General features: G+C 66.8%; 20 protein-coding genes and 1 tRNA gene. 10 read left to right on the forward strand and 11 right to left on the reverse strand.

Annotation, left to right across the window (positions count from 1 at the left end; genetic code table 11):
• Nucleotides 1-45: 45 nt before the first annotated feature.
• The 6 genes from fabF to aceE all read right to left on the reverse strand — a co-directional run bounded on the left by fabF (nucleotide 46) and on the right by aceE (nucleotide 8077).
• Complete coding sequence (gene fabF, locus GXK59_RS06210; protein WP_024368242.1) at nucleotides 46-1281, reverse strand: beta-ketoacyl-ACP synthase II; 1236 nt, start codon at nucleotides 1279-1281, stop codon at nucleotides 46-48.
• A gap of 155 nt (nucleotides 1282-1436) precedes the next feature.
• A complete protein-coding gene (locus tag GXK59_RS06215; RefSeq protein WP_011692310.1) occupies nucleotides 1437-1682 on the reverse strand; it encodes an acyl carrier protein in 246 nt (81 codons plus the stop codon).
• 126 nt (nucleotides 1683-1808) lie between these two features.
• The gene (locus GXK59_RS06220) at nucleotides 1809-2870 is read right to left on the reverse strand and encodes a beta-ketoacyl-ACP synthase III (protein WP_160665224.1); all 1062 of its coding nucleotides are present in this window, start codon (nucleotides 2868-2870) and stop codon (nucleotides 1809-1811) included.
• Nucleotides 2867-3796 carry an ACP S-malonyltransferase gene (locus GXK59_RS06225; RefSeq protein WP_160665225.1) on the reverse strand — a complete coding sequence of 310 codons (930 nt, stop codon included), beginning with the start codon at nucleotides 3794-3796 and terminating at the stop codon, nucleotides 2867-2869. The genes GXK59_RS06220 and GXK59_RS06225 overlap by 4 nt, the downstream gene beginning before the upstream one ends.
• Nucleotides 3797-3883: 87 nt before the next feature.
• Nucleotides 3884-5128, reverse strand: a complete 1245-nt coding sequence (locus GXK59_RS06230; RefSeq protein ID WP_160665227.1) for a PucR family transcriptional regulator — start codon at nucleotides 5126-5128, stop codon at nucleotides 3884-3886.
• 168 nt (nucleotides 5129-5296) lie between these two features.
• Complete coding sequence (aceE, locus tag GXK59_RS06235; RefSeq protein WP_202129069.1) at nucleotides 5297-8077, reverse strand: pyruvate dehydrogenase (acetyl-transferring), homodimeric type; 2781 nt, start codon at nucleotides 8075-8077, stop codon at nucleotides 5297-5299.
• Nucleotides 8078-8474: 397 nt separating this feature from the next.
• On the opposite strand from aceE, the gene GXK59_RS06240 reads away from it, so the two are divergent.
• The 6 genes from GXK59_RS06240 (at nucleotide 8475) to GXK59_RS06265 (ending at nucleotide 13024) form a co-directional block, all read left to right on the forward strand.
• Nucleotides 8475-8894 carry a DUF3052 domain-containing protein gene (locus tag GXK59_RS06240; protein WP_024368236.1) on the forward strand — a complete coding sequence of 140 codons (420 nt, stop codon included), beginning with the start codon at nucleotides 8475-8477 and terminating at the stop codon, nucleotides 8892-8894.
• The gene (locus tag GXK59_RS06245) at nucleotides 8891-9409 is read left to right on the forward strand and encodes a peroxiredoxin (protein WP_443094264.1); all 519 of its coding nucleotides are present in this window, start codon (nucleotides 8891-8893) and stop codon (nucleotides 9407-9409) included. Before GXK59_RS06240 ends, GXK59_RS06245 begins: the two co-directional genes overlap by 4 nt.
• A 31-nt stretch (nucleotides 9410-9440) precedes the next feature.
• Nucleotides 9441-10334: an NAD-dependent protein deacetylase gene (locus tag GXK59_RS06250; protein ID WP_443094265.1), complete on the forward strand. Its 894-nt coding sequence runs from the start codon at nucleotides 9441-9443 to the stop codon at nucleotides 10332-10334.
• A 91-nt stretch (nucleotides 10335-10425) separates the two neighbouring features.
• Nucleotides 10426-10501 (forward strand) — tRNA-Val (locus GXK59_RS06255).
• A 544-nt stretch (nucleotides 10502-11045) separates the two neighbouring features.
• A complete protein-coding gene (locus GXK59_RS06260) occupies nucleotides 11046-12659 on the forward strand; it encodes an HNH endonuclease signature motif containing protein (protein WP_160665233.1) in 1614 nt (537 codons plus the stop codon).
• A gap of 74 nt (nucleotides 12660-12733) precedes the next feature.
• Nucleotides 12734-13024 carry a hypothetical protein gene (locus tag GXK59_RS06265; protein ID WP_202129070.1) on the forward strand — a complete coding sequence of 97 codons (291 nt, stop codon included), beginning with the start codon at nucleotides 12734-12736 and terminating at the stop codon, nucleotides 13022-13024.
• Nucleotides 13025-13272: 248 nt separating this feature from the next.
• Here the strand turns inward: GXK59_RS06265 and GXK59_RS06270 are convergent, their stop codons facing one another.
• Nucleotides 13273-14001, reverse strand: a complete 729-nt coding sequence (locus tag GXK59_RS06270) for a FadR/GntR family transcriptional regulator (RefSeq protein ID WP_160665235.1) — start codon at nucleotides 13999-14001, stop codon at nucleotides 13273-13275.
• A gap of 239 nt (nucleotides 14002-14240) precedes the next feature.
• On the opposite strand from GXK59_RS06270, the gene gndA reads away from it, so the two are divergent.
• Together gndA and GXK59_RS06280 are read left to right on the forward strand one after the other, a co-directional pair.
• Nucleotides 14241-15677, forward strand: a complete 1437-nt coding sequence (gene gndA / locus GXK59_RS06275) for an NADP-dependent phosphogluconate dehydrogenase (RefSeq protein WP_160665237.1) — start codon at nucleotides 14241-14243, stop codon at nucleotides 15675-15677.
• Between the two features lie 139 nt (nucleotides 15678-15816).
• Nucleotides 15817-16650: an oxidoreductase gene (locus tag GXK59_RS06280; protein WP_160665239.1), complete on the forward strand. Its 834-nt coding sequence runs from the start codon at nucleotides 15817-15819 to the stop codon at nucleotides 16648-16650.
• Here the strand turns inward: GXK59_RS06280 and epsC are convergent, their stop codons facing one another.
• The 3 genes from epsC to msrA form a co-directional block, all read right to left on the reverse strand.
• A complete protein-coding gene (gene epsC, locus GXK59_RS06285) occupies nucleotides 16651-17235 on the reverse strand; it encodes a serine O-acetyltransferase EpsC (RefSeq protein WP_160665241.1) in 585 nt (194 codons plus the stop codon). It lies immediately after the preceding gene.
• A gap of 37 nt (nucleotides 17236-17272) precedes the next feature.
• Nucleotides 17273-18208, reverse strand: coding sequence for a cysteine synthase A (gene cysK, locus GXK59_RS06290; protein ID WP_160665243.1), 936 nt, complete (start codon nucleotides 18206-18208; stop codon nucleotides 17273-17275).
• A gap of 68 nt (nucleotides 18209-18276) precedes the next feature.
• Entirely contained in the window at nucleotides 18277-18801 is a 525-nt protein-coding gene (msrA, locus tag GXK59_RS06295) for a peptide-methionine (S)-S-oxide reductase MsrA (protein WP_160665245.1), read from the reverse strand.
• Between the two features lie 79 nt (nucleotides 18802-18880).
• Between msrA and GXK59_RS06300 the strand changes: the two genes are divergently transcribed.
• The gene (locus tag GXK59_RS06300) at nucleotides 18881-19819 is read left to right on the forward strand and encodes a Nif3-like dinuclear metal center hexameric protein (protein WP_160665247.1); all 939 of its coding nucleotides are present in this window, start codon (nucleotides 18881-18883) and stop codon (nucleotides 19817-19819) included.
• Nucleotides 19820-19881: 62 nt separating this feature from the next.
• Nucleotides 19882-20619 (forward strand): zinc ribbon domain-containing protein, encoded by a 738-nt coding sequence (locus tag GXK59_RS06305; protein WP_160665249.1) that lies wholly within the window; start codon nucleotides 19882-19884, stop codon nucleotides 20617-20619.
• A gap of 15 nt (nucleotides 20620-20634) precedes the next feature.
• On the opposite strand, the gene GXK59_RS06310 is transcribed toward GXK59_RS06305, so the two are convergent.
• Nucleotides 20635-21399, reverse strand: coding sequence for a YaaA family protein (locus tag GXK59_RS06310; RefSeq protein ID WP_160665251.1), 765 nt, complete (start codon nucleotides 21397-21399; stop codon nucleotides 20635-20637).
• Between the last annotated feature and the right edge of the window lie 22 nt (nucleotides 21400-21421).

Consider the following 21421-nt stretch of genomic DNA (forward strand, 5'->3'; position numbering starts at 1 on the left):
ACATTGCCGCCATCTGTGTTCCCGGCGTGCTGCGGGCAGCTCGGGCTAGATGCTCCGCACTGCGATCACGGCATTATGGCCGCCGAAGCCGAAAGAGTTGCTCAGCGCCGAGATGCTGCCGGAGGGCAGGTCGCGGGCCGTCGTGACGATGTCGAGCGGGATTTCCGGGTCCTGGTTCTCCAGGTTGATGGTCACCGGCGCCTTGCGGTCGTAGATGGCCATGACGGTCAGCACGGCTTCCACGGCACCGGAGGCGCCCAGCAGGTGCCCCATCTGCGACTTGGTGGCCGAGACGGCGACGTCGTCCACGTGCTTGCCCAGCGCGGCCTTGAGGGCGGCGTACTCGGGCTTGTCGCCGACCGGGGTGGACGTGGCGTGCGCGTTGACGTGCACCACGTCCTCCGGCTGGATGCGGCCATCGAACATGGCGGCCTTCAGCGCGCGGGTGGCGCCGAGACCCTGGGGGTCCGGGGCGGTGATGTGGTAGGCGTCGGCGGTGACCGACGTGCCGGCCAGCTCCGCGTAGATCCGGGCACCGCGGGCCAGGGCGTGTTCCTCGGCTTCAAGGACCAGGGCGCCGGCGCCTTCGCCCATCACAAAACCGTCGCGGTCACGGTCGTAGGGGCGTGAGGCGTGCTCGGGATCGTCGTTGCGGCGCGAGAGTGCCTGCATGGAGGCGAAGGCGGCGATCGGCATCGGGTGGATGGCGGCTTCGGCGCCACCGCAGACGACGACGTCGGCCTTGCCGGAGCGGATCAGGTCCAGACCCATGTGCACGGCTTCGGTGCCGGACGCGCAGGCGGAGACAGGGGTGTGGGCGCCGGCGCGGGCGCCAAGGTCGAGGCTGACCGCCGCGGCCGGGCCATTGGGCATCAGCATGGGAACGGTCATGGGCAGGACGCGGCGGGGGCCCTTTTCGCGCAGGGTGTCCCAGGCATCCAGGAGGGTCCAGACGCCGCCGATGCCGGTGGCGAAGGCCACGGCCAGGCGGTCGTGGTCGATTTCGGTGATGCCGGCGTCGGCCCAAGCCTCGCGGGAGGCCACAACGGCGAACTGCGTGGACGGGTCCATACGCTTGGCTTCGACCCGGCTCAGGACCTCAGTGGCGGGGGTGGACGCGCGGGCGGCAAAGTGGACGGGCAGCTCGTACTTGGCCACCCAGTCGTCCTCAAGCGTGTGCGCGCCGGAGACGCCCTTCAGCGCGTTCTTCCACATCGTGGGGACATCGCCGCCGATGGGTGTGGTGGCACCCAGACCGGTAATGACTACTTTGCGTGCCATGGGATCACTCTCTGTCGGTGCGCCTGCCGTGTCCGGGACTTGGGAATGCTTTGCCGGGGCCTGCGTTTGAAAAACTGTGGGGTGCTGCTGGGGTGGTGTTGCAAATGGCGCGGTCCGGGGGTGCAGGTGCGCCCCCGGACCGGCCGGGGCCGTAATTAGGCCTGTGCGTTCGCGATGAAGCTGACGGCGTCGCCGACGGTCTTGAGGTTCTTGACCTCTTCGTCCGGGATGCGCACGCCGAACTTCTCTTCAGCGTTGACGACGATCGTCATCATCGAGATTGAGTCGATGTCGAGGTCCTCGGTGAAGGACTTGTCCAGTTCGACTGCCTCGGTGGCCAGGCCGGTCTCTTCGTTGACGATTTCAGCCAGGCCGGCCAGGATCTCTTCGTTGCTAGCCATGATGGCTCCTTTTCTTGTTATTGCCGTGGGCTGCCGGTGTGCCGGCAGCCTGGGCGGAAATGACTCAAACCGAGGGTTCGGTTTGCTCTGGGATATGAAGACGGGAAAAGTTGGGAGGAAGGACGCCTACGGAAGCACGATCACTTGGGCACCGAAAACCAGTCCGGCACCGAAGCCGATCTGCAGTGCAAGCCCGCCGCTGAGCTGCGGGTTTTCCTGCAACAGGCGGTGGGTGGCCAGGGGGATGGACGCTGCGGAGGTGTTGCCGGCGTCGGCGATGTCACGGGCGATGATGACCGTTTCCGGCAGCTTCAGTTTTTTCGCCATCTCGTCGATGATCCGCATGTTCGCCTGGTGCGGGATGAAGGCCGCGAGATCGTCGGCGCTGATGCCGGCAGCGTCCAGCGCCTGCTGGGCCACCTTGGCCATCTCCCAGACTGCCCAGCGGAAGACCGTCTGGCCGTCCTGGCGGAGTGTCGGCCAGAGCGCTGCGTCGGTAACGGCGGCTTCCTCGGCGCTCAGCGCACCGCCCTGCTTGCCCGCCGTGGCGAGCTCGCGGAGGTCCAGCATGGAGCCGGTCATGCCGATCGCGTCCCACTTGCTGCCGTCCGAGCCCCACACCGACGGGCCGATGCCCGGGGTATCGGAGGGGCCGATCACGACGGCGCCCGCGCCGTCGCCGAGCAGGAAGGAGATGGTGCGCTCGGTGTTGTCGATGACGTCCGAGAGCTTCTCCGCGCCGACGACGAGGACATAGTTGGCCGCGCCGGAGCGGACCAGCGCGTCGGCCTGGGCGATGCCGTAGCAGTACCCGGCGCAGGCGGCGGAGATGTCAAAGGCCGGGGCCGGCGTCGCACCGAGGCGGTCGGCGAGGCTGGCTGCTGCGGACGGCGTCGCGTACGGGTGCGTCACGGTGGAGACAATGACGGCGCCGAGCTGGGAGGCTTCGATGCCGGCCTTCTGCAGGGCCTCGCGGGCCGCGCCCTCGGCCATGTCGATGACGCTGACGTCAGCGGGGGCACGGTGCCGGGTGATGATGCCGGTGCGCTGGCGGATCCACTCATCGGAGGAATCGATCCACTGGCAGACGTCATCGTTGGTGACGATCACGCTGGGCCGGTATGCGCCGACTCCCATGACTCGGGTGTTCTCGTGCAGGGGGGCCTGCTTCAACGTGGGCACGCTCATGCCTGTCCTTCCAATTCTGCGAATAGGGCCAGGGCGGCGGACAAGTCGTCCGGGGTCTTGACGGTCACGGTCTTGACGCCCGGCATGCCGCGCTTCGCGAGTCCGGCGAGGGTTCCGGCCGGAGCCAGTTCAATCACGCCGGTCACGCCGCGCTTCACGAGCGTTTCCATGCACAGGTCCCAGCGGACCGGGCGGGATACCTGGGCGATCAGGCTTTCGACGGCGGCGGCACCATCGGTGACTTCCGCGCCGTCGAAGTTGGAGAGCAGGGGGACCTGCGGGTTCCGCGGGTGCAGCGAGGGCCGGAGGGCCCGGAGCGCCGCGACGGCGGGGGACATGTGCGAGGTGTGGAATGCCCCGGCGACCTTGAGCGGGATGACGCGGGCCTTGGCCGGCGGGTTCTCCGCGAGGGCCTTGAGCTGGTCCAGGGTTCCGGCCGCGACGGTCTGGCCGGCGCCGTTGACGTTGGCTGCCGTGGCGCCGCAGGCCTCGATCGCGGCCAGGACCTCGGCCGGGTCGCCGCCCACAACGGCGCTCATGCCGGTGGGCGTGGCTGCGGCGGCGGCTGCCATGCCGTTGGCGCGTTCGCGGACGAACGTCATGGCTTCGGTTTCGGTGAGCACGCCGGCCAGGGCGGACGCTGTGATCTCCCCGACGGAGTGGCCGGCAAGGATGACCGGCAGGGTGCCCAGTTCGACGTCGAACAGCGACTGAGCGGCCACCAGTCCGGCGGCGACGATCAGCGGCTGCGCAACAGCAGTGTCCTTGATGGTCTCTTCATCGGAGGTGGTGCCGTGAGCGGTGAGGTCGACCCCTGCGATTTCGCTGAGGGCGGCCAGATGGCCTGCGACGGGCGGCAGTTCCAGCCAAGGGGCCAAAAAACCGGGGGTCTGGGAGCCCTGTCCAGGGCAGACGATTGCAAGCACGTATCCAGCTTTCCAAACTACGGCGTGATTATCGGTGCATTCATGCACCAAGCTCACAGGGTCACTTTGTAGGAAGTCTACAACTGCTCAGGCGTTGTTACGCGACGGTTGCCGTTCCGCGGCGGGCTTCGGCGGGGCCGCCAGACGGCCAACGACAAGGGCCGTCTGGAGTACAAAAGCCTCCCGGGGCAACAGCGGGTCCCAGCCCGTGACGTCGCAGACGCGCTTGAGCCGGTAGCGCACGGTGTTGGCATGGACGAAGAGTTCACGGGCCGTGGCCTCGAGCGAATGGCCCAGTTCCAGGTACGTCCCGAGCGTCTCCACCAGGCCATTGGACGCCGCGAGCAGGGGCCGGTAGATGTTCTTGACGAGGGAGCGCCGGGCGGCGTCGTCGCCGGAGATCACCCGCTCCGGCAGGAGGTCATCGGCGGCGACCGGGCGCGGCGCGGCGGGCCAAGCGCGGGCAGCAGTCAGCCCCGCGAAGGCTGACTGGGCCGAGCTGCTGGCCTCCAGCAGGGAGCCCGCTTCGGCGCCGTAGACCACCGGACCGGGGGCGAAGAGTTCGGCGAGTTTCAGGTATGCGGTCTCCCGGTCGTGGACCCCGCCGAGGATGAGGATGAGCCGGTCGCCCTGGATTCCGACGAGGGCGTCTTCGGCAAAACGCCCGGCCGTGCGGCGCAGTTCGCTGACGTAGCTGGCATTCGGTTCGGACGGGGTATTGCCCACCATGACGGTGAAGCGCTCCTGCGCCTTCCAGCCCAGGGCAGCAATCCGGGACCGCAGGGCATCGGTGTTTTCACCGCGCAGGATGGCGTCCACAATGAGCGCTTCCAGCCGGGTGTCCCACGATCCGCGGGTTTCGGCAGCGCGGGCGTAGACATCGGCCGCCGCGAACGCCACCTCGCGGGAGTACCGCAGTACCGCCTCGCGCAGCGCGCCCTGGTCCGCCTCCGGGGCGATCACGGGCACCTGGTCCTCGACCACTTCCACCACGATCCGGATCAGCTGGAGAGCCTTTTGCAGGCTGATGGAGCGGGTGAGTTCGGTGGGAGCGGTGCCGAAAACGTCGGACAGGATCCACGACGGCGAACTGGGCCGCTCGTACCACGTGACGAAGGCGGCGATGCCGTTCTGGGCCACCATGCCCAGGGCCGAGCGTTCGTCGGAGTTCAGCCGGCTGTACCACGGCAGGGACTTCTCCAGCTGGCGGAGCGTCGTCGTGGAGAGCTGGCCCACGCTCGCCCGCAGTTTCTTGAGCGTCTCGACCTTCTCCGGAGGCACCGCCCTCGAAGCGGGCTTGCGTTTTGCGGGAGTGGTGATCGGCTCGGCCATGCATCGAGCATACGGGGACTGCGGCCCAAGCTCCATTTGTGCGAAGGCTACAAGGCACCATGTGCTGGATCACAGTGCTGGATCACAGTGCCAGATCACAGCGCCTTAACGACGACGGCGGCCCCCGCCTTCCGGTGGGGACCGCCGTCGTACGGTGCTGGACTGACCCTAGGAGTCGCCGCCCGCGTTGCCGGTGGTGCCGGCGTTGACGTTATGCAGGCGGTACTTCTCGATGGCCTGGGCCGGAGCCTGGGCATCCACCTCGCCACGGCGGGCCAGCATCTGCAGGGAACGGACAACCACGGAGTGGATGTCGTTCTTGAAGAAGCGGCGCGCTGCGGCGCGGGTGTCGGAGAATCCGAAGCCGTCTGCCCCGAGCGAGGCGAACTCGTTCGGGATGAACTGGCGGATCTGGTCCGGCACGGCCTTCATGTAGTCGGTGACCGCCACAATCGGACCGGTGGCGCCGGCGAGCTGTTCGGTGACGAACGGGACACGGGCGGGCTGGCCGGGGTTGAGGAAGGCTTCTTCCTCGGCGGCCATGGCGTCGCGGCGCAGCTCGCTCCAGGACGTCACGGACCACACATCGGCCGAGACGCCCCAGTCCTCGGCGAGGACCCGCTGGGCCTCGAGGGCCCAGGGAACAGACACACCGGAGGCAAGGATCTGCGTGCGCGGGCCGTCGATCTTGGCCGGTGCCAGCAGGTAGATGCCCTTGATGATGCCCTCGACGTCCATTTCCGCCGGCGCTGCAGGCTGGGAGATCGGCTCGTTGTAGACGGTGATGTAGTACATCACGTTCCGCGACGGGTCGTTGTCCGCCAGGCCCGGACCATACATACGGGTGAGGCCGTCGCGCATGATCACGCCGATCTCGTAGCCGTATGCCGGGTCGTAGGTGACGACGGCCGGGTTGGTCGCGGCCAGGATGGGGGAGTGTCCGTCGGCGTGCTGCAGGCCTTCACCGGTGAGGGTGGTGCGGCCGGCGGTGGCGCCGATGATGAACCCGCGGGTCATCTGGTCCGCGGCGGCCCAGAACGAATCGCCGGTGCGCTGGAAACCGAACATCGAGTAGAACACGTAGATCGGGATCAGCGGCTCGCCGTGCGTGGCGTAGGACGTACCCGCAGCGGTGAAGGCCGCCACCGAGCCGGCCTCGTTGATGCCGGCGTGCACGATCTGGCCGGAGATGGACTCCTTGTACGCCAGGACGAGCTCGCGGTCCACGGACAGGTAGTTCTGGCCGTTGGGGTTGTAGATCTTGGCCGTCGGGAAGAACGCGTCCATGCCGAACGTGCGCGCCTCGTCCGGGATGATCGGAACGATCCGCTGGCCGAACTCCTTGTCCCGCATGAGGTCCTTGAGCAGGCGGACGAAGGCCATGGTGGTGGCTGCCAGCTGCTTGCCGGAGCCGCGGTTGGCGACTTCGTAGACCTTGTCCTCCGGGAGGGTGACCTCACTGTGCTTGGAGCGGCGTTCGGGGACGAATCCGCCGAGGGAGCGGCGGCGTTCCATGAGGTACTGGATCTCGGGGGAGTCCATGCCTGGGTGGTAGTACGGGGGACGGTAGAGGTCCGCTTCGAGCTGGTCGTCCGTGATGGGAATGCGCAGGTGGTCGCGGAAGGCTTTCAGATCCGCGAGGGTGAGCTTCTTCATCTGGTGGGTCGCGTTGCGGCCCTCGAAGTGGGTGCCCAGGCCGTAGCCCTTGACGGTGTGCGCGAGGATGACGGTGGGCTTGCCCTTGAACTCGGTCGCGGCTTTGTACGCGGCGTAGACCTTGTTGTAGTCGTGGCCGCCGCGCTTGAGGTTCCAGATCTGGTCGTCGGTGAGGTCCTGGACCATCTCCTTGGTCTGCGGGGTCTGCCCGAAGAAGTGCTCTCGGACGAACGCGCCGGACTCGGCCTTGTAGGTCTGGTAATCGCCGTCGACGGTTTCGTTCATGATCTTGACGAGTGAGCCGTCCTCGTCCTTGGCCAGCAGGTCATCCCACTCCCGGCCCCAGACGACCTTGATGACGTTCCAGCCCGCGCCGCGGAAGAACGCCTCAAGTTCCTGCATGATCTTGCCGTTGCCGCGGACGGGTCCGTCAAGGCGCTGGAGGTTGCAGTTGATCACGAAGTTGAGGTTGTCCAGCTTGTCGTTCGCGGCGAGCTGGAGCAGGCCGCGGGACTCGGGCTCGTCCATTTCGCCGTCGCCCAGGAACGCCCAGACCTGCTGGTCGGACGTGTCCTTGATGCCGCGGTTGTGCAGGTAGCGGTTGGACTGTGCCTGGTAGATCGCGTTCATCGGCCCGATGCCCATCGAGACCGTGGGGAATTCCCAGAACTCCGGCATCAGCCGCGGGTGCGGGTAGGAGGACAGTGCGTGGCCCTCCTTGGACTTCTCCTGCCGGAACCCGTCCAGGTCCTCCTCGGAGAGCCGGCCTTCCATGAAGGCCCGGGCGTACATGCCGGGGGAGGCGTGGCCCTGGAAGAAGACCTGGTCCCCGCCGCCGGGGTGGTCCTTGCCGCGGAAGAAGTGGTTGAAACCGACCTCGTAGAGCGTTGCGGCACCGGCGTAGGTGGAGATGTGTCCGCCGACGCCGATATCGGCCCGCTGCGCCCGGTGCACCATGACCGCGGCGTTCCAGCGCAGCCACGCCCGGTACTTGCGTTCAATCTCCTCGTCGCCGGGGAATGGCGCTTCCTGGTCCACCGGGATCGTGTTGACGTAGTCCGTGGTGGTGACCATCGGAACACCCACGCTCTGCGCGCCAGCCCGCTGGAGCAGGCTGCGCATTATGTACTGGGCACGCTCAGTGCCCTGTTCCTGAATCAGCGTATCCAGGGACTCCAGCCACTCGGCGGTCTCTTCCGGATCACGATCAGGCAGCTGGTTAGTCAACCCGCTGAGGATATGGGAGGTCTCTTCTCCTGCAGCCACGTCCAACCTCTCTTTGAGCGCATTCATCGGCGCCCTCAGCTCCGGCAGGGTAACTGCCTGGCGTGAACGCGACGTGTGCGACATATCGGTTACAACTGCCCGGTCATGTGCGCCGGGCAAGGTCCAAGCACAACTATGCCCGCCTTCGTCAGCGGGGCGTCCGCCCTCGCGGGCGTAGTCGTCATCAGCCACTCTAGCTGTGACGGCTCGGGGATGCGTAGCTGTCGCATGGGGTCCCGGTCGTATTTGACCGGCATACTGGTTGTGTGACGACGTGCCGCCTGGCGGCGCCCGGAACCCCGTGTGTGACGCAGAATATGGCGGATCGCGGGGCCAACAGCTTGAAGCGCAGGCGCAAAGGGTGTTGGCTTGGAGTAATGGAAATCACTAGAGCTATTGAAAACACCAAGCATAGGAGCAACACGTGAGCGAGGCCGACGCCGCCACTTCGGTAAATGTGGCGGAAAAACTGGGTTTCAAAACCGGGGACCTGATTCAGGAATTCGGTTATGACGATGATGTCGACTTCGATTTGCGCGACGACATCGAAGATCTCACCGGCTCGGAACTCTTCGATGAGGACGATCACGAAGTCGTCGATTCCGTGATTCTTTGGTGGCGGTCCGACGACGGCGACCTCGTGGACACGCTGGTCGGCTCGCGGACCACCCTGACCGAGGGCGGCGTTGTCTGGGTGCTGACCCCGAAGTCCGGCCGCGTGGGCTACGTTTCACCGGCCGACATCCAGGATGCCGCCCCCACCGCCGGCCTGCACTACACCACCTCCGCAGGCGTCTCCAAGGACTGGAGCGCCACCCGCCTGGTCACACGGAAGAACAAGTGACCCAAACCGGAGCGGTTGGCACCATAGCGGAACAGCGACTTGACGCCCGGGACGTGCCCGCCGTCGGCGAGGCAGCCCCGGACTTCGAGCTGCTGAACCAGTTCGGCGAACCCGTAAGGCTCGCGGAACTTCGCGGCCGCAACGTCGTCCTCGTGTTCTTCCCGTTCGCTTTCTCCGGCATCTGCACTGGGGAGCTGTGCGAACTCCGGGACAACCTGGCGCTGTTCGAGGACGCCGACACCACCGTCCTGGGCATCTCCGTGGACAGCAAGTTCGTCCAGCGGGCCTACGCGGAGAAGGAAGGCTACTCCTTCGACCTGCTGGCCGATTTCTGGCCGCACGGGGCCGTGGCAGGGCGGTACGGCGTTTTTGACCCCGACAGCGGGATGGCCAAGCGCGGCACCTTCATCATCGACGCGAGCGGAATCGTGCGCTACGTGGTGGTGAACCCCCGCGGCCAGGCCCGGGACTTCGCCGACTACCGCGCCGCCCTGGCGGGACTCGTCGGGAACTGAGACCGTGCGGACGCGGCGGCCCGGGATCGGCATGACTGGATTTGCCAGCCTGCCCCCGGTCCCCGCCGCCGTACCGGCCCGTGACGAGCTTGAAGTCCTGCAGGAAATCCACCGCGTCCTCGCGGGCGGGCGCTTCGCCCTGCTGACGGGTGCCGGGCTGAGCACGGATTCCGGCATCCCCGATTACCGCGGACCGGGCGCCGCACCCCGGGCTCCCATGACGTACCAGGAATTCATCGGCGAAGCGGACAACCGGCGCCGCTACTGGGCCCGCAACCACATCGGCTGGTCCCATCTGCGCCGGGCCGACCCCAATGACGGCCACGCCGCCGTCGCCCGGCTGGAACACCGCGGTCTTCTCACGGGACTCATCACCCAGAACGTGGACCGGCTCCATGAGGACGCCGGCAGCGTCAACGTGGTGGACCTGCACGGCCGGTTCGACCAGGTGGTCTGCCTTGCCTGCCACCGGCGTTACAGCCGAACGCTGCTGGCGGGGGTGCTGACGGAGCTCAACCCCGGCTTCCTGGAGCGGGCACTGGCCGCCGGTGCGGTCGAAATGGCCCCGGACGCCGACGCGACGGTCGAGGACGCCGACCTGATCGAGAGTTTTGTCGTGGCCCACTGCCCGGCCTGCGGCGGCACACTCAAACCCGACTTCGTCTACTTCGGCGAGAACGTGCCCAAGGACCGGGTCGAGCGCTCCTATGCCATGGTGGACGAGGCCGCTGCCCTCCTGGTCGCCGGCTCCTCGCTGACGGTAATGAGCGGGCTGCGGTTTGCCCGGCACGCGGCCAAGCACGGAAAGCCCGTTGTCATCATCAACCGGGGCCAGACCCGCGGGGATGACCTCGCCACCATCAAGCTCGACGCCGGGGTCAGCGAAGCGCTCACCTGGCTCGCTGCCGAACTGCCCCCGCTTTGAGAGGCGACAGGTCCGATTGGCGCTCCGCCGGGTTCATCCGGTACAGTAACTGTTCGTTGGTTGAAGCGCGGAAGCGTGAAAACAGCGGTTTGGGTCTTTAGCTCAGCTGGTAGAGCGCCACGTTTACACCGTGGATGTCATCGGTTCGATCCCGGTAGGACCCACCACGCAAAACCCCGTCAGTGCAGGCCCAGCGGCAGCATGGCGGGGTTTCTTGTGTGCTCGGAACGAAATGGTCAGACAACCCGGGACGGGCTTATAGGACAAAACGTGTGTCAATCCCCGGCGTGCCGGTCGCGTCCTGCCTGGACCCTAAGCAAGCGGACTCGGGCGCGCCCCTGGTTTCGCCCGTCATGGGCGGTCCTGGGGCACTTTGACACGGACACGCCGCAAACATCGGACCTTAAGGGCCGGAATCGTGTTCAAAGGCGCCCCGGACGGCGAATGGCGCCGTCCACCCTAACGCTCGCCCCGCAAGCCAGGAACCGGCACCGGGGCTGGGCCGCAACGGTCTGCCCGTTTCGGCCCAGCGTTCGGCCGCACACCAGACATTCCAGAGATACACGAGCACCCCAGCCACCATAAGCTTTCAAAGCTTAGCTACCCCGGATCTCCCCCCGCCGCCACTGGGAAGCAGGCACATTCCATACACACGTTTTGTCCTAATAGACCTCGCTTGGAAGTGTCAGACCCCCAAAGTAGTGTGGGTTTATGGAAACCGTCAGGGATTTCATTGCTTTCCAGGACACAGGCCGGGGCGTTGCGCCGGCCGGGCGGTCTGGTGTGGATGATGCTCTGGCCGCGCTCCGGGAGGTGGCTTTGACGGCGGCCGGGGACGCCGCACTCTGGGGATTCCGGGAGGCCTCGGATTTCGCCGGCACGGTGGAGGAGTTCTCGCGGATCGCGGAGTATCTGCAGCTCGTCGCGGCCGGCGCCGTGGACCGGACCCGGAAGCAGGCCGCGGCCGCCGGCCCGAAGGCGGGCACCTCGTGGACCACGGGCTGGCGGGAGAACCCCGGCGGCACTGACGACCCGGCCGCTGCGGATGAGCCTGCTGGTGCTGTTGATGACGGGTACCGGAACACTCCGGAGTTCCTGCGGGCGCGGCTGCGGATCGGCTCCGCGGAGGCCCGGCGCCGGTTGTCCCTGGCCGAAGGCCTGCTGCCCCGCCGGGGATTCACCGGAGAAGAGTTGCCTGCTGTGCACGGGGAGCTGGGGGCCGCCGTTGCCTCCGGCGCGGTCGGGTCCCGGTCCGCGACCATCGTCAGCCTCGCCCTGGACCGTGTCCGGCACGTCTGCGACACCGAGACCGCCGCAAGGATGGAGCACGCCCTGACCCGCACCGCCGCGGAGCACGACCCGGACTTCCTGGCCCGGGTGTCCCGGAGCTGGACCGACGCGATCGACCAGGACGGGGCCGAGCCCTCCGAAGAGCTCCTGCGCCAGCTCCAGGGCGCGTTCCTCCGCAAGCCCCGGCACGGGCTGCAGCACCTGGAGATCTTCGCGACCGCCGAACAGTTCGAACACCTCCTGACCGTTATGAACACCGCCACCAACCCCCGCACGCAGGCCCCGGACGCCGGGGTGGACGCTGCCGCCAGCCCGGAGTCCGCAGCGGACGGTTCCGAGGCGGGCGCGGACGTCCCGCTTGACCTGCGCTCGAGGCCGCAGAAACTCCTCGACGGCCTCGTCGGTGCCTGCAAAGCAGCCCTCGCCGCCGGGACCCTGCCCGTTACGGGAGGGCTGCGCCCGCAGGTCATGGTCACCATCGACTACCGCGCCCTCCTCGCCCGGCTCAACACGCCTGGCGGAAGCCGCGACGCTCACCACGGCGCCCGGGAATGGGGTTCCGGAGATTCCTTCCACCGCGGGCAGGTCACGGCGCAGACCGGGTCGCTGCTGTTCACCGGCCCCGTCACGGCCTCGACGGTCCGGAAGATCGCCTGCGACGCGGACATCATCCCGGTCCTCCTTGGCAGCGCAGGCCAGGTCCTGGACATCGGCCGGGCCACCCGGGTCTTCCCGCCCCACATCCGCAAAGCCCTCACCGCCCGCGACGGCGGCTGCGCGTTTCCCGGCTGCACCATCCCCGCGCCCTGGTGCGAAGCCCACCACATCACCTACTGGTCCCGCGGCGGAACAACGGGCACGGACAACGGTGTGCTGCTCTGTTCACACCATCACCACGTGATCCACAAGGAACACTGGAGCATCCAGGTCCATACCGGCATCCCCTGGTTCATCCCGCCACCACACCTTGACCCCCGCCAAAAACCCCGACGCAACCACTACTTCCGCCCCGCCAACCTCGACACCCCCGGCTGACGCCGGCTGTGCCGACAGGCGGGGGCGGAGCAATGCCGCGGATATTGTCGGAGCCCCGCCCTACCGTGGCTGGCATGGAACACGTCATGGTGAAATCAGGGCCGGATGGAAGGCCCCAGGCGGTGCTGCGCGGCGGCCGCGAATGGATTGTCGGCGCGGAGCCGGTCCGCTGGTTCGAGCGGGTGAGCTGGTGGGAGGCGGAGCGGCGGATGCCCAAAGGACTAAGCCGAGTCGACGTCGAGGTCTGGCAGGTCCAGGCGAGACTCGGCCGGAATGCGGGTTCTGCCCTCACCACGATGGAAATCATCCGTGACGGTCTGGGCGGCGGCTGGCGGCTGCGGGAGGCCGTAGCGGACGCGGCATAGCTGCGGCGTTCCGCTGCCTTCGCCCGGCCGGCCGCGGTACCCAGGCCAGAAGTGCCGGGGCATTGGAAAAGCCTTCCACCGCGACTATTGGGGGATGCCGCGGTGGAAGGCTTGTTATGAATATACCGTGAACTTTTGGAAATGTGAAACACGCACCGGGCGATTCTGCGGTGCAGAAACGCCTATTCGATGGCGAAACTTCGGTGGCAGAATGCCCTGAAGAACGCCATCCTCGGGGGAGGTCCAGGCTAAAGCCGCTGGACCGGGACAAACACCCTGGGCTGGTTCTTCCACTCGGGTTCCATCTCCGAGATGGTCTCCCGCATGATCCGGTCCGAGGCCTCCCGGGCTGCCGCCGGGTTGCCGGCAGCAATCGCCTCTGCGACGTCCACGTGCCACTGCAGCGCCGTGTCGCGGGGATGGTCCGGCATCAGGCCGTGCACAGTGCGGCCGGTCAGCGTCTCGGCCACCTGGCCCACCATGTTGGCAAACATCTCGTTTCCGGAGCCGGTCAGCAGCAGGGAGTGGAAATGGATATCGAGCTCCAGGAACCTCGGCACATCCCCGGCCTGCCCGGCGTCGCGCATCGCATGCGAGACGTCCACAAGTTCGCGCCGGATTTCCTCCGGGGCGTTGGCGGCGGCCAGTTCGGCGGCCACGGGCTCGACGGCGGTGCGCAGCTCTGCGAGGGAGCGCAGCTGCGCGCCGCGGCCCTCGCCGGCGAGGCGCCAGCGGATCACCTGCGGGTCGAAGGGGTTCCAGCGGCTGGCCGGGAGCACTCGGATCCCCACACGCTTGGTCGTTTCGACCAGGCCGAGTGACTGAAGGACCCGCACCGCCTCGCGGACCACCGAACGGGACACCTTGAGTTCACCTTCGAGGTGCTCGGCCAGCATGATGTGGCCGGCCGGGAGTTCGCCCGCGACGATCCGGCTGCCGAGGTGCTCAATCGCGCGGTGGTGGAGGCTGGTTGACATAGTCGTAAGCATAGTGTGGCGGAGGCTGTTCATACCGTCGGTCCGGCGTGGACCGGCGGAGACGGGCCCGGAAATCATAGACTGTTTGTGACGCGCCATATTCCGCCACGTGGGCACTGCTTTCCCGCAGCCCGCGGAAATACATATGGTTTATTGACAGCCACTGATCCCAAGAAGACGGTCCCGCCCCACGCGCGGGACGAACTGCACTTGTTGCACAGAAATGAATTGGAGTTTTGATGTCAGCACACATCGGTGTCACCGGCCTTGCGGTGATGGGGGCCAACCTTGCCCGCAACCTGGCCCGGAACGGCTTCACCGTTGCCCTGCACAACCGGTCCGTTGAGAAGACCGACGCCCTGCTGGAGAAGCACGGCCAGGACGGCGACTTCGTCCGTACGGAGACCCTGCAGGAGCTCGTCGACTCGCTGGAGAAGCCCCGCCGCGTGCTGATCATGGTCAAGGCCGGCAAGCCGGTCGACTCCGTGATCGAGCAGCTTGAGCCGCTCCTGGAAGCCGGCGACATCATCATCGACGCCGGCAACTCACACTATGAGGACACCCGCCGCCGCGAGGCAGCCCTCGCCAAGAAGGACCTGCACTTCGTCGGCATCGGCGTCTCCGGCGGCGAGGAAGGTGCCCTCAACGGCCCCTCGATCATGCCTGGCGGCTCGAAGGAGTCCTACGACGCCCTGGGCCCGCTCTTGGAAAAGATCGCCGCGCACGTCGACGGCAAGCCCTGCTGCGCCTGGATCGGCACCGACGGCGCCGGCCACTTCGTCAAGATGGTCCACAACGGCATCGAATACGCCGACATGCAGGTCATCGGCGAAGCGTTCGACCTGCTGCGCTCCGGTGCCGGCATCGAACCGGCCGAGCAATCCAAAATCTTCGCAGAGTGGAACAAGGGCGACCTCGCCTCCTTCCTGATCGAGATCTCCGCCGAGGTCCTTGGCCACGTGGACGCGAAGACCGGCAAGCCGTTCGTCGACGTCGTCGTGGACGCCGCCGGGCAGAAGGGCACCGGCCGCTGGACCGTCATCTCCGCGCTCGAACTGGGATCCCCGACGTCGGGCATCGCCGAATCGGTCTTCGCCCGGGCACTGTCCTCCCAGACGGAGCAGCGCAAGCTGGCCCAGGGACTGCTCGCCGGCGGCGAGGCCGACGTCGAGGTCCCCGAGAGCTTCGTCGAGGATGTCCGCCAGGCGCTGTACGCGTCCAAACTGGTCTCGTACGCCCAGGGGCTGGACATGCTCACCTCTGCGGCCAAGGAATACGGCTGGGACCTGAAGCTGGATGAGATCGCCTCCCTGTGGCGCGGCGGTTGCATCATCCGCGCCGAACTGCTCAAGGAGATCACCAAGGCCTACGCCGCGGAAGAGAAGCCGGCCAACCTGCTGTTCGCCCCGGCCTTCACCCAGGCGATCGCTGAGGTCCTTCCGGCCTGGCGCCGCGTGGTCTCCACCGCAGTCCAGCTCGGCATCCCCGTGCCGGTGTTCTCTTCCTCGCTGGCCTACTACGACGGCCTGCGCCGCAAGCGCCTCCCGGCCGCCGTGATCCAGGGCCAGCGCGACCTCTTCGGCGCGCACACCTACGGCCGCGTCGACGCCGAGGGAACCTTCCACACCCTCTGGGGCGAGGACAAGTCCGAAATCGAGGCAGTGGACACCCACTAGTTTCGCAACTGACGCCTGCGGCCGGTGCTCCCCGTTACTCTGGGAGCACCGGCCGTTCGCGTTTCCCCGGATCGCGCCCCGGCATTTTCGCAGTGTCCGTCACTGTAACTGTCCCGTCAGTGTCCCAGGAGTGCAGAAGATGACCCAGCCCGTAGCTTTTGTCACCGGTGCCTCCACCGGAATCGGTTATGAGACCGCGTGGAAGCTCGCGGCCCGCGGTTTCACCGTCTATGCCGGTGCCCGCAGGGTCGAGAAGATGGAGCCTCTCAAGGCCCACGGAGTGACGGTTGTGGCGCTGGACGTCACGGACGAGGATTCCATGACCGCCGCCGTCGAGCAGGTAATGGCCGCCCACGGCCGGGTCGACGTCCTGGTGAACAATGCCGGCTACGGCTCCTACGGCTCGCTTGAGGAAGTGGAACTGGCCGAGGGGAAGCGGCAGTTCGACGTCAACCTCTTCGGGCTGGCGCGGATGACACAGCTGGTGATCCCCGGAATGCGGGCCGCCGGACGGGGGCGGATCATCAACGTCTCCTCAATTGGCGGCAAGATGTACGAGCCGCTGGGTGCCTGGTACCACGCCACGAAATTCGCCGTCGAGGGCCTGAGCGATTCGCTGCGGATCGAACTGAAGCCCCACGGCATCGATGTATCCATCATCGAGCCGTCGGGAACCGAATCGGAATGGGGCGCCATATCCGGCGACAGCCTCCTGGCCACGTCCGGCGGGGGACCCTACATGGACCAGGCGAAGGTGGTGGCGGCAGCGCTGGCTTCCACCGTGGGCTCCACCATGTCCACGCCCCCGGGCGTCATTGCCGACGCCATAGTCCACGCCGCGACGTCCGCGAAGCCCAGGACCCGGTATCCGGTGGGCAAAGGCGCGCGCGCTATCCTCCTGCTGCGGCGGCTGCTCCCGGACCGGGCCTTCGACGTCGTGATCTGGAACATCTACAAGCGGTTTCCCGCGTAGCTAGATCCGGTATTCGATCTCGTACTCGGCAGGGTCGACGGCGGGCTTGGTTTCGCGCTGCGCGTCCCGGTGGCGCCAGGTGGCCGGCACGCCGGTGAGGATCGATTCGGCCGGAGCGTCCTTGACCACGACGGCGTTGGCCCCGATGGCGCTGTCCCGACCGATAGTGATGGGGCCCAGGACCTTGGCGCCGGCGCCGATCACCACCCGGTCCTCGATGGTGGGGTGGCGCTTGACCTTGGCCAGCGAACGTCCGCCGAGGGTGACTCCGTGATAAATCATGACGTCTTCGCCGATCTCGGCGGTCTCGCCGATTACGACGCCCATGCCGTGGTCGATGAAGAAGCGGCGGCCGATCGTGGCGCCGGGGTGGATCTCGATGCCGGTCAGGAACCGGGCGAGCTGCGAGACCAAGCGGGCCGGGAAGCGCAGCGCAGGGCTCTGCCACATCCGGTGCGTCAGGCGGTGGGCCCAGATCGCGTGGAGTCCGGAGTAGGCAAAGAAGTTCTCAAAAGAACCTCGGGCCGCCGGGTCGTGGGACCGGGCGGCGTCGAGGTCTTCCTTCAGTCTTGCGAAAAAGCTCACAAAGACCTTTCTACGAAATCTTGGGACAGGGCTGGACTCAGCTGCGGATGTCGTCGTACAGCACGGTGGAGATGTAACGCTCACCGAAATCGCAGACCACAGCAACAATAAGCTTACCGGCGTTCTCCGGCCGCTTGGCGAGTTCCAGGGCTGCCCAGACGATCGCGCCGGAGGAGATGCCGCCGAGGATACCTTCCTTGACGCCGAGTTCGCGGGCCACGCGGACCGAGTCCTCCAGGGTGGCGTCGATGACTTCGTCGTAGACGTTGGTGTCCAGGATTTCGGGGATGAAGTTGGCGCCGAGGCCCTGGATTTTGTGCGGGCCCGGAGCGCCGCCATTGAGGATGGCGGAGTCCTTCGGCTCGACGGCGATGATCTGCACGTCGGGCTTGCGCTCCTTGAGTACCTGTCCGACGCCGGTGACGGTTCCGCCGGTGCCGACGCCGGCAACGAAAATATCCACCTTGCCGTCGGTGTCGGACCAGATTTCCTCGGCCGTGGTCTGGCGGTGGACCTCGGGGTTGGCCTCGTTGGCGAACTGCTGGGCCCAGATGGAATTCTCCGTGTTGGCCACGATCTCCTGCGCCTTTTCCACGGCGCCCCGCATGCCCTCGGAGCCGGGGGTGAGCACAATCTCGGCACCGTACGCGCGGAGCATGACACGGCGTTCGGTCGACATGGTTTCCGGCATGGTCAGGATGACCTTGTAGCCCCGGGCAGCGCCGACCATGGCCAGAGCGATGCCGGTGTTCCCGGAGGTGCCTTCGACAATGGTGCCGCCGGGCTTGAGGGCGCCGGACTTCTCCGCGGCGTCGACAATCGCGACACCGATCCGGTCCTTGACGCTGTTGGCAGGGTTGTAGAACTCGAGCTTGACTGCCACGGTGGCGTCCAGGCCTTCGGTCAGCCGGTTGAGCCGGACCAGCGGGGTTCCGCCAACCAGCTGGGTAACGTCGTCATAGATCCGTGCCATGGGTGTCTGCGCCTGTCTGTTGAAGAGGGAATACTGAGGTCAGCCTAACGAGGGCCCGCGAACCCTGGCTAAGCATTAAGCCATGCAGAGTAATATTTCCTGGCCTTGGCCAGCTTCGGATTGATGATCACCTGGCAGTACCCCTGCTCCGGGAACTTGCCGTAATAATCCTGGTGGATTTCCTCCGCCCTGTGGAACACAGGCAGCCGGCTGACTTCCGTGACGATCTGGTGCGCCCACAGCGCCTGGTTCCGCTCGATCGCTTCTTCGAAGAGGATCTTCTCCTCGGTCGTCTCGTAGAACATCGACGAGCGGTACTGGGTGCCGACGTCGTAGCCCTGCCGGTTGGGCGTGGTGGGGTCGTGGAGGGCGAAGAACATGTCCAGGATGACCTCCGCCGGGATGACCTCCTCATCGAACGTCACTGCCACCACCTCGGCGTGGCCGGTGGTTCCGGAGCAGACGGCGTAGTAGTCGGGGTTGCGGTGATGGCCTCCGGTGTAACCCGAAACAACCGCGCTGACACCCTTGGTTTTCTGGTAGACGGCGTCGAGGCACCAGAAGCAGCCTCCGCCGAGGACAAAAGTTCTCATGCTCTGTTCAATGGTTGAAGTGCCCCGATGATTCCCGGCGTCCGCGGCGCAGGCCTGCCGATAGGGTAAAAATGGGGGTATGGAACCTGTAAACACCGACGTTTCAGCCGGCTCTTCCGAAGGCACAAACTCCGAAGGCACCAACGCTGCCGGCCACGGAGCCGGGGAAACGGCCGAGGCGCCCACGCTGGGCATGATCCTGCTGGCCGTCGAGGAGCTCTGGCCCGAATCCCTCGCAGAGGACTGGGACGAAGTGGGCCTCGTGGCGGGGCACCCGTCCGCCCAGGGGGGCAGGATCCTCTTTGCCGTCGATCCGACCCTTGAGGTGATCGAGGAGGCGATCGAGTTCGGCGCCGAACTGCTCATCAGCCACCACCCCTTGCTGCTCAAAGGTGTCACTTCGGTCGCGGCGACCACTGCCAAGGGCCGGGCAGTGCACCGCCTGATTGAGTCGGGCACCGGGCTGCTGACGGTACACACCAACGGCGATTCCGCCGTCGGCGGTGTCTCGGATGTCCTTGCCGACGCGCTGGGCCTGCAGAATGTCGTTCCGCTTTCCCCGGCCGCGAACGGCCTGCCGGAAGAAGGCATCGGGCGGGTGGGTGACCTTGAGGAGCCCCTCACCCTGGGCGACTTCGCTGCCCGCGTCTTCGGCATCCTTCCGGCGGTCGCGGGGGGAGTGCGGGTGTCCGGGGACCGGGATGGGCTGGTGCGCAGGGTGGCCCTCTGCGGCGGGGCCGGTGACTCCCTGTTTGGCGAGGTGCGGGCCAGCGACGCCGACGTCTACCTCACGGCCGATCTGCGGCACCATCCGGCGTCGGAAGCCCGTGAGGCGGCCGTCGACGACCGGCCCTATCTCATTGACGTCTCCCACTTCGCCAGCGAGTGGCTGTGGCTGCCCGCCGCCGCCGAGGCCCTCGGCAATGTACTGAGCGACCAGGGCCACGACGTCGAAATCCGGGTCAGCACCACCAACAGCGATCCGTGGGACTTCATACTGACTCCGGGCGGGGACTAGAGTCTAGGGAGCGCCGACACGGTGCCCGGCTTCGGCCGGCAGGGATTTAGCGGAGGTAAATAGTGGCCAAGGCAGCACCGGCGGAACAGTTGAAGTTGCTCGAATTGCAGGGTCTTGATGCGAAGCTCAAATCCCTGTCCAACCGCCGCCGAAGCCTTGAAAGCGACTCCCGGATCACCGATCTTGAAGCAGCCCTGGGCGTGGCCAACGGTGAACTCGGCGCCGCGAAGGTAGCCGTCCACGACGCCGAACTTGAGCTCAAGCGGGCCGAGGCCGACGTCGAGCAGGTCGCCTCCCGGATCGAACGCGACGAAGCGAAGCTCAACAGCGGTACCGGCCTTTCCAAGGACCTGATGGCCCTGCAGCGCGACCTCGTGTCCCTGAACAAGCGCCGCTCCGACCTGGAGGACGTTGAGCTGGAGGTCCTTGAACGGCTGGACTCCCTCCGCCTCCGCCAGGCCAGCCAGCAGCAGATCGTTGACGACATCCAGGGCTCCTTCGGGTCCATCCGCTCCGAACTGGACGAGCAGCTCGCGGAGATCGCCGCCGAGGCCACGGTGGTCCGCGGCAAGCGTGCAGAGTTCGCCGACGGGTTGGACGCCGGGCTGCTGGCCATCTACGAGAAGACCCTGGCCAAGCGAGGCGTCGGCGCGGCCCGCCTCTTCCACGGAACGTCCGAGGGCTCGGGCATGCAGCTGAGCCCCGGCGACCTCGCCGAAATCAAGGCCGCGGCCGAAGACGACGTCGTGTTCTGCCCGGATTCGGGCTGCATCCTGGTCCGCTCCTCCGAGTGGGCCTAGCCACCCAACTGCTAGCTAGTTGGGCAGGATCAGGTTAAGGGTGTGCGGCTTCCGGGCCGTGCCCTCGACCAGTTCGGCGGTCCACTTCTCGGCCGCTGCCTTCTGCAGCTGGGCAGGAGTCTGCGGCGCCTTGCCCCGGCGGGCCAGCAGGTGCCGGGCAAGTTCGCCCCGGGTGTGCTTGGCGAAGTGGCTGACCACCTTCCGTGCGCCGTTGACCTCGGTGTACACGTTAACTGCGACGGTCTGCGACGGCGGGGGAGTCCACGCGGCAGCGTAGGTGCTGGAGCGGCAGTCCACCAGCAGTTCACCGTCCGCGGCGGCCGCAAGGGCTTCAGCGAGGTGCGGTTTCCAGAAGGACGCCAGGCGTCCGACGTCGGGCAGTGCGGTTCCCATCGACAGCCGGTAGGCAGGCACCCGGTCGCCGAAACGGATGGCCCCCCAGAGCGCGGAAATGACCAGCACTGATTCGTCCGCCTTCTTCCGCTGCGTCGGGGTGAGGGAGTTGTAGTCGAGCGCGTCGTACAGCACCCCGGAGTAGACCTGGTGGGCGGGTGCCGCCGGCTCGGCGTGCAGCCTCGTATTCCGTTCGACGTCGGCCCACAGCGAGGCGCCGACGCCCAGAAGCGCCAGGGCGTCCTCATGGGCGCTGACTGTTCCGAGCCCCTCCAGTACCTTGGCCCGGCAGGTGTTCAGTCGGGGGAAGCTCAGGGTGGTCCAGTCGACGGCATCGCCGGACGTGGCGGGGGTCTTGCCTTCGGAGGGCGGCAGCAGAATCAGCACCGTCCAATCCTAGTGGGGCCTC

It is taken from the genome of Pseudarthrobacter sp. ATCC 49987, assembly GCF_009928425.1.
In the GTDB taxonomy this organism is placed as follows: domain Bacteria; phylum Actinomycetota; class Actinomycetes; order Actinomycetales; family Micrococcaceae; genus Arthrobacter.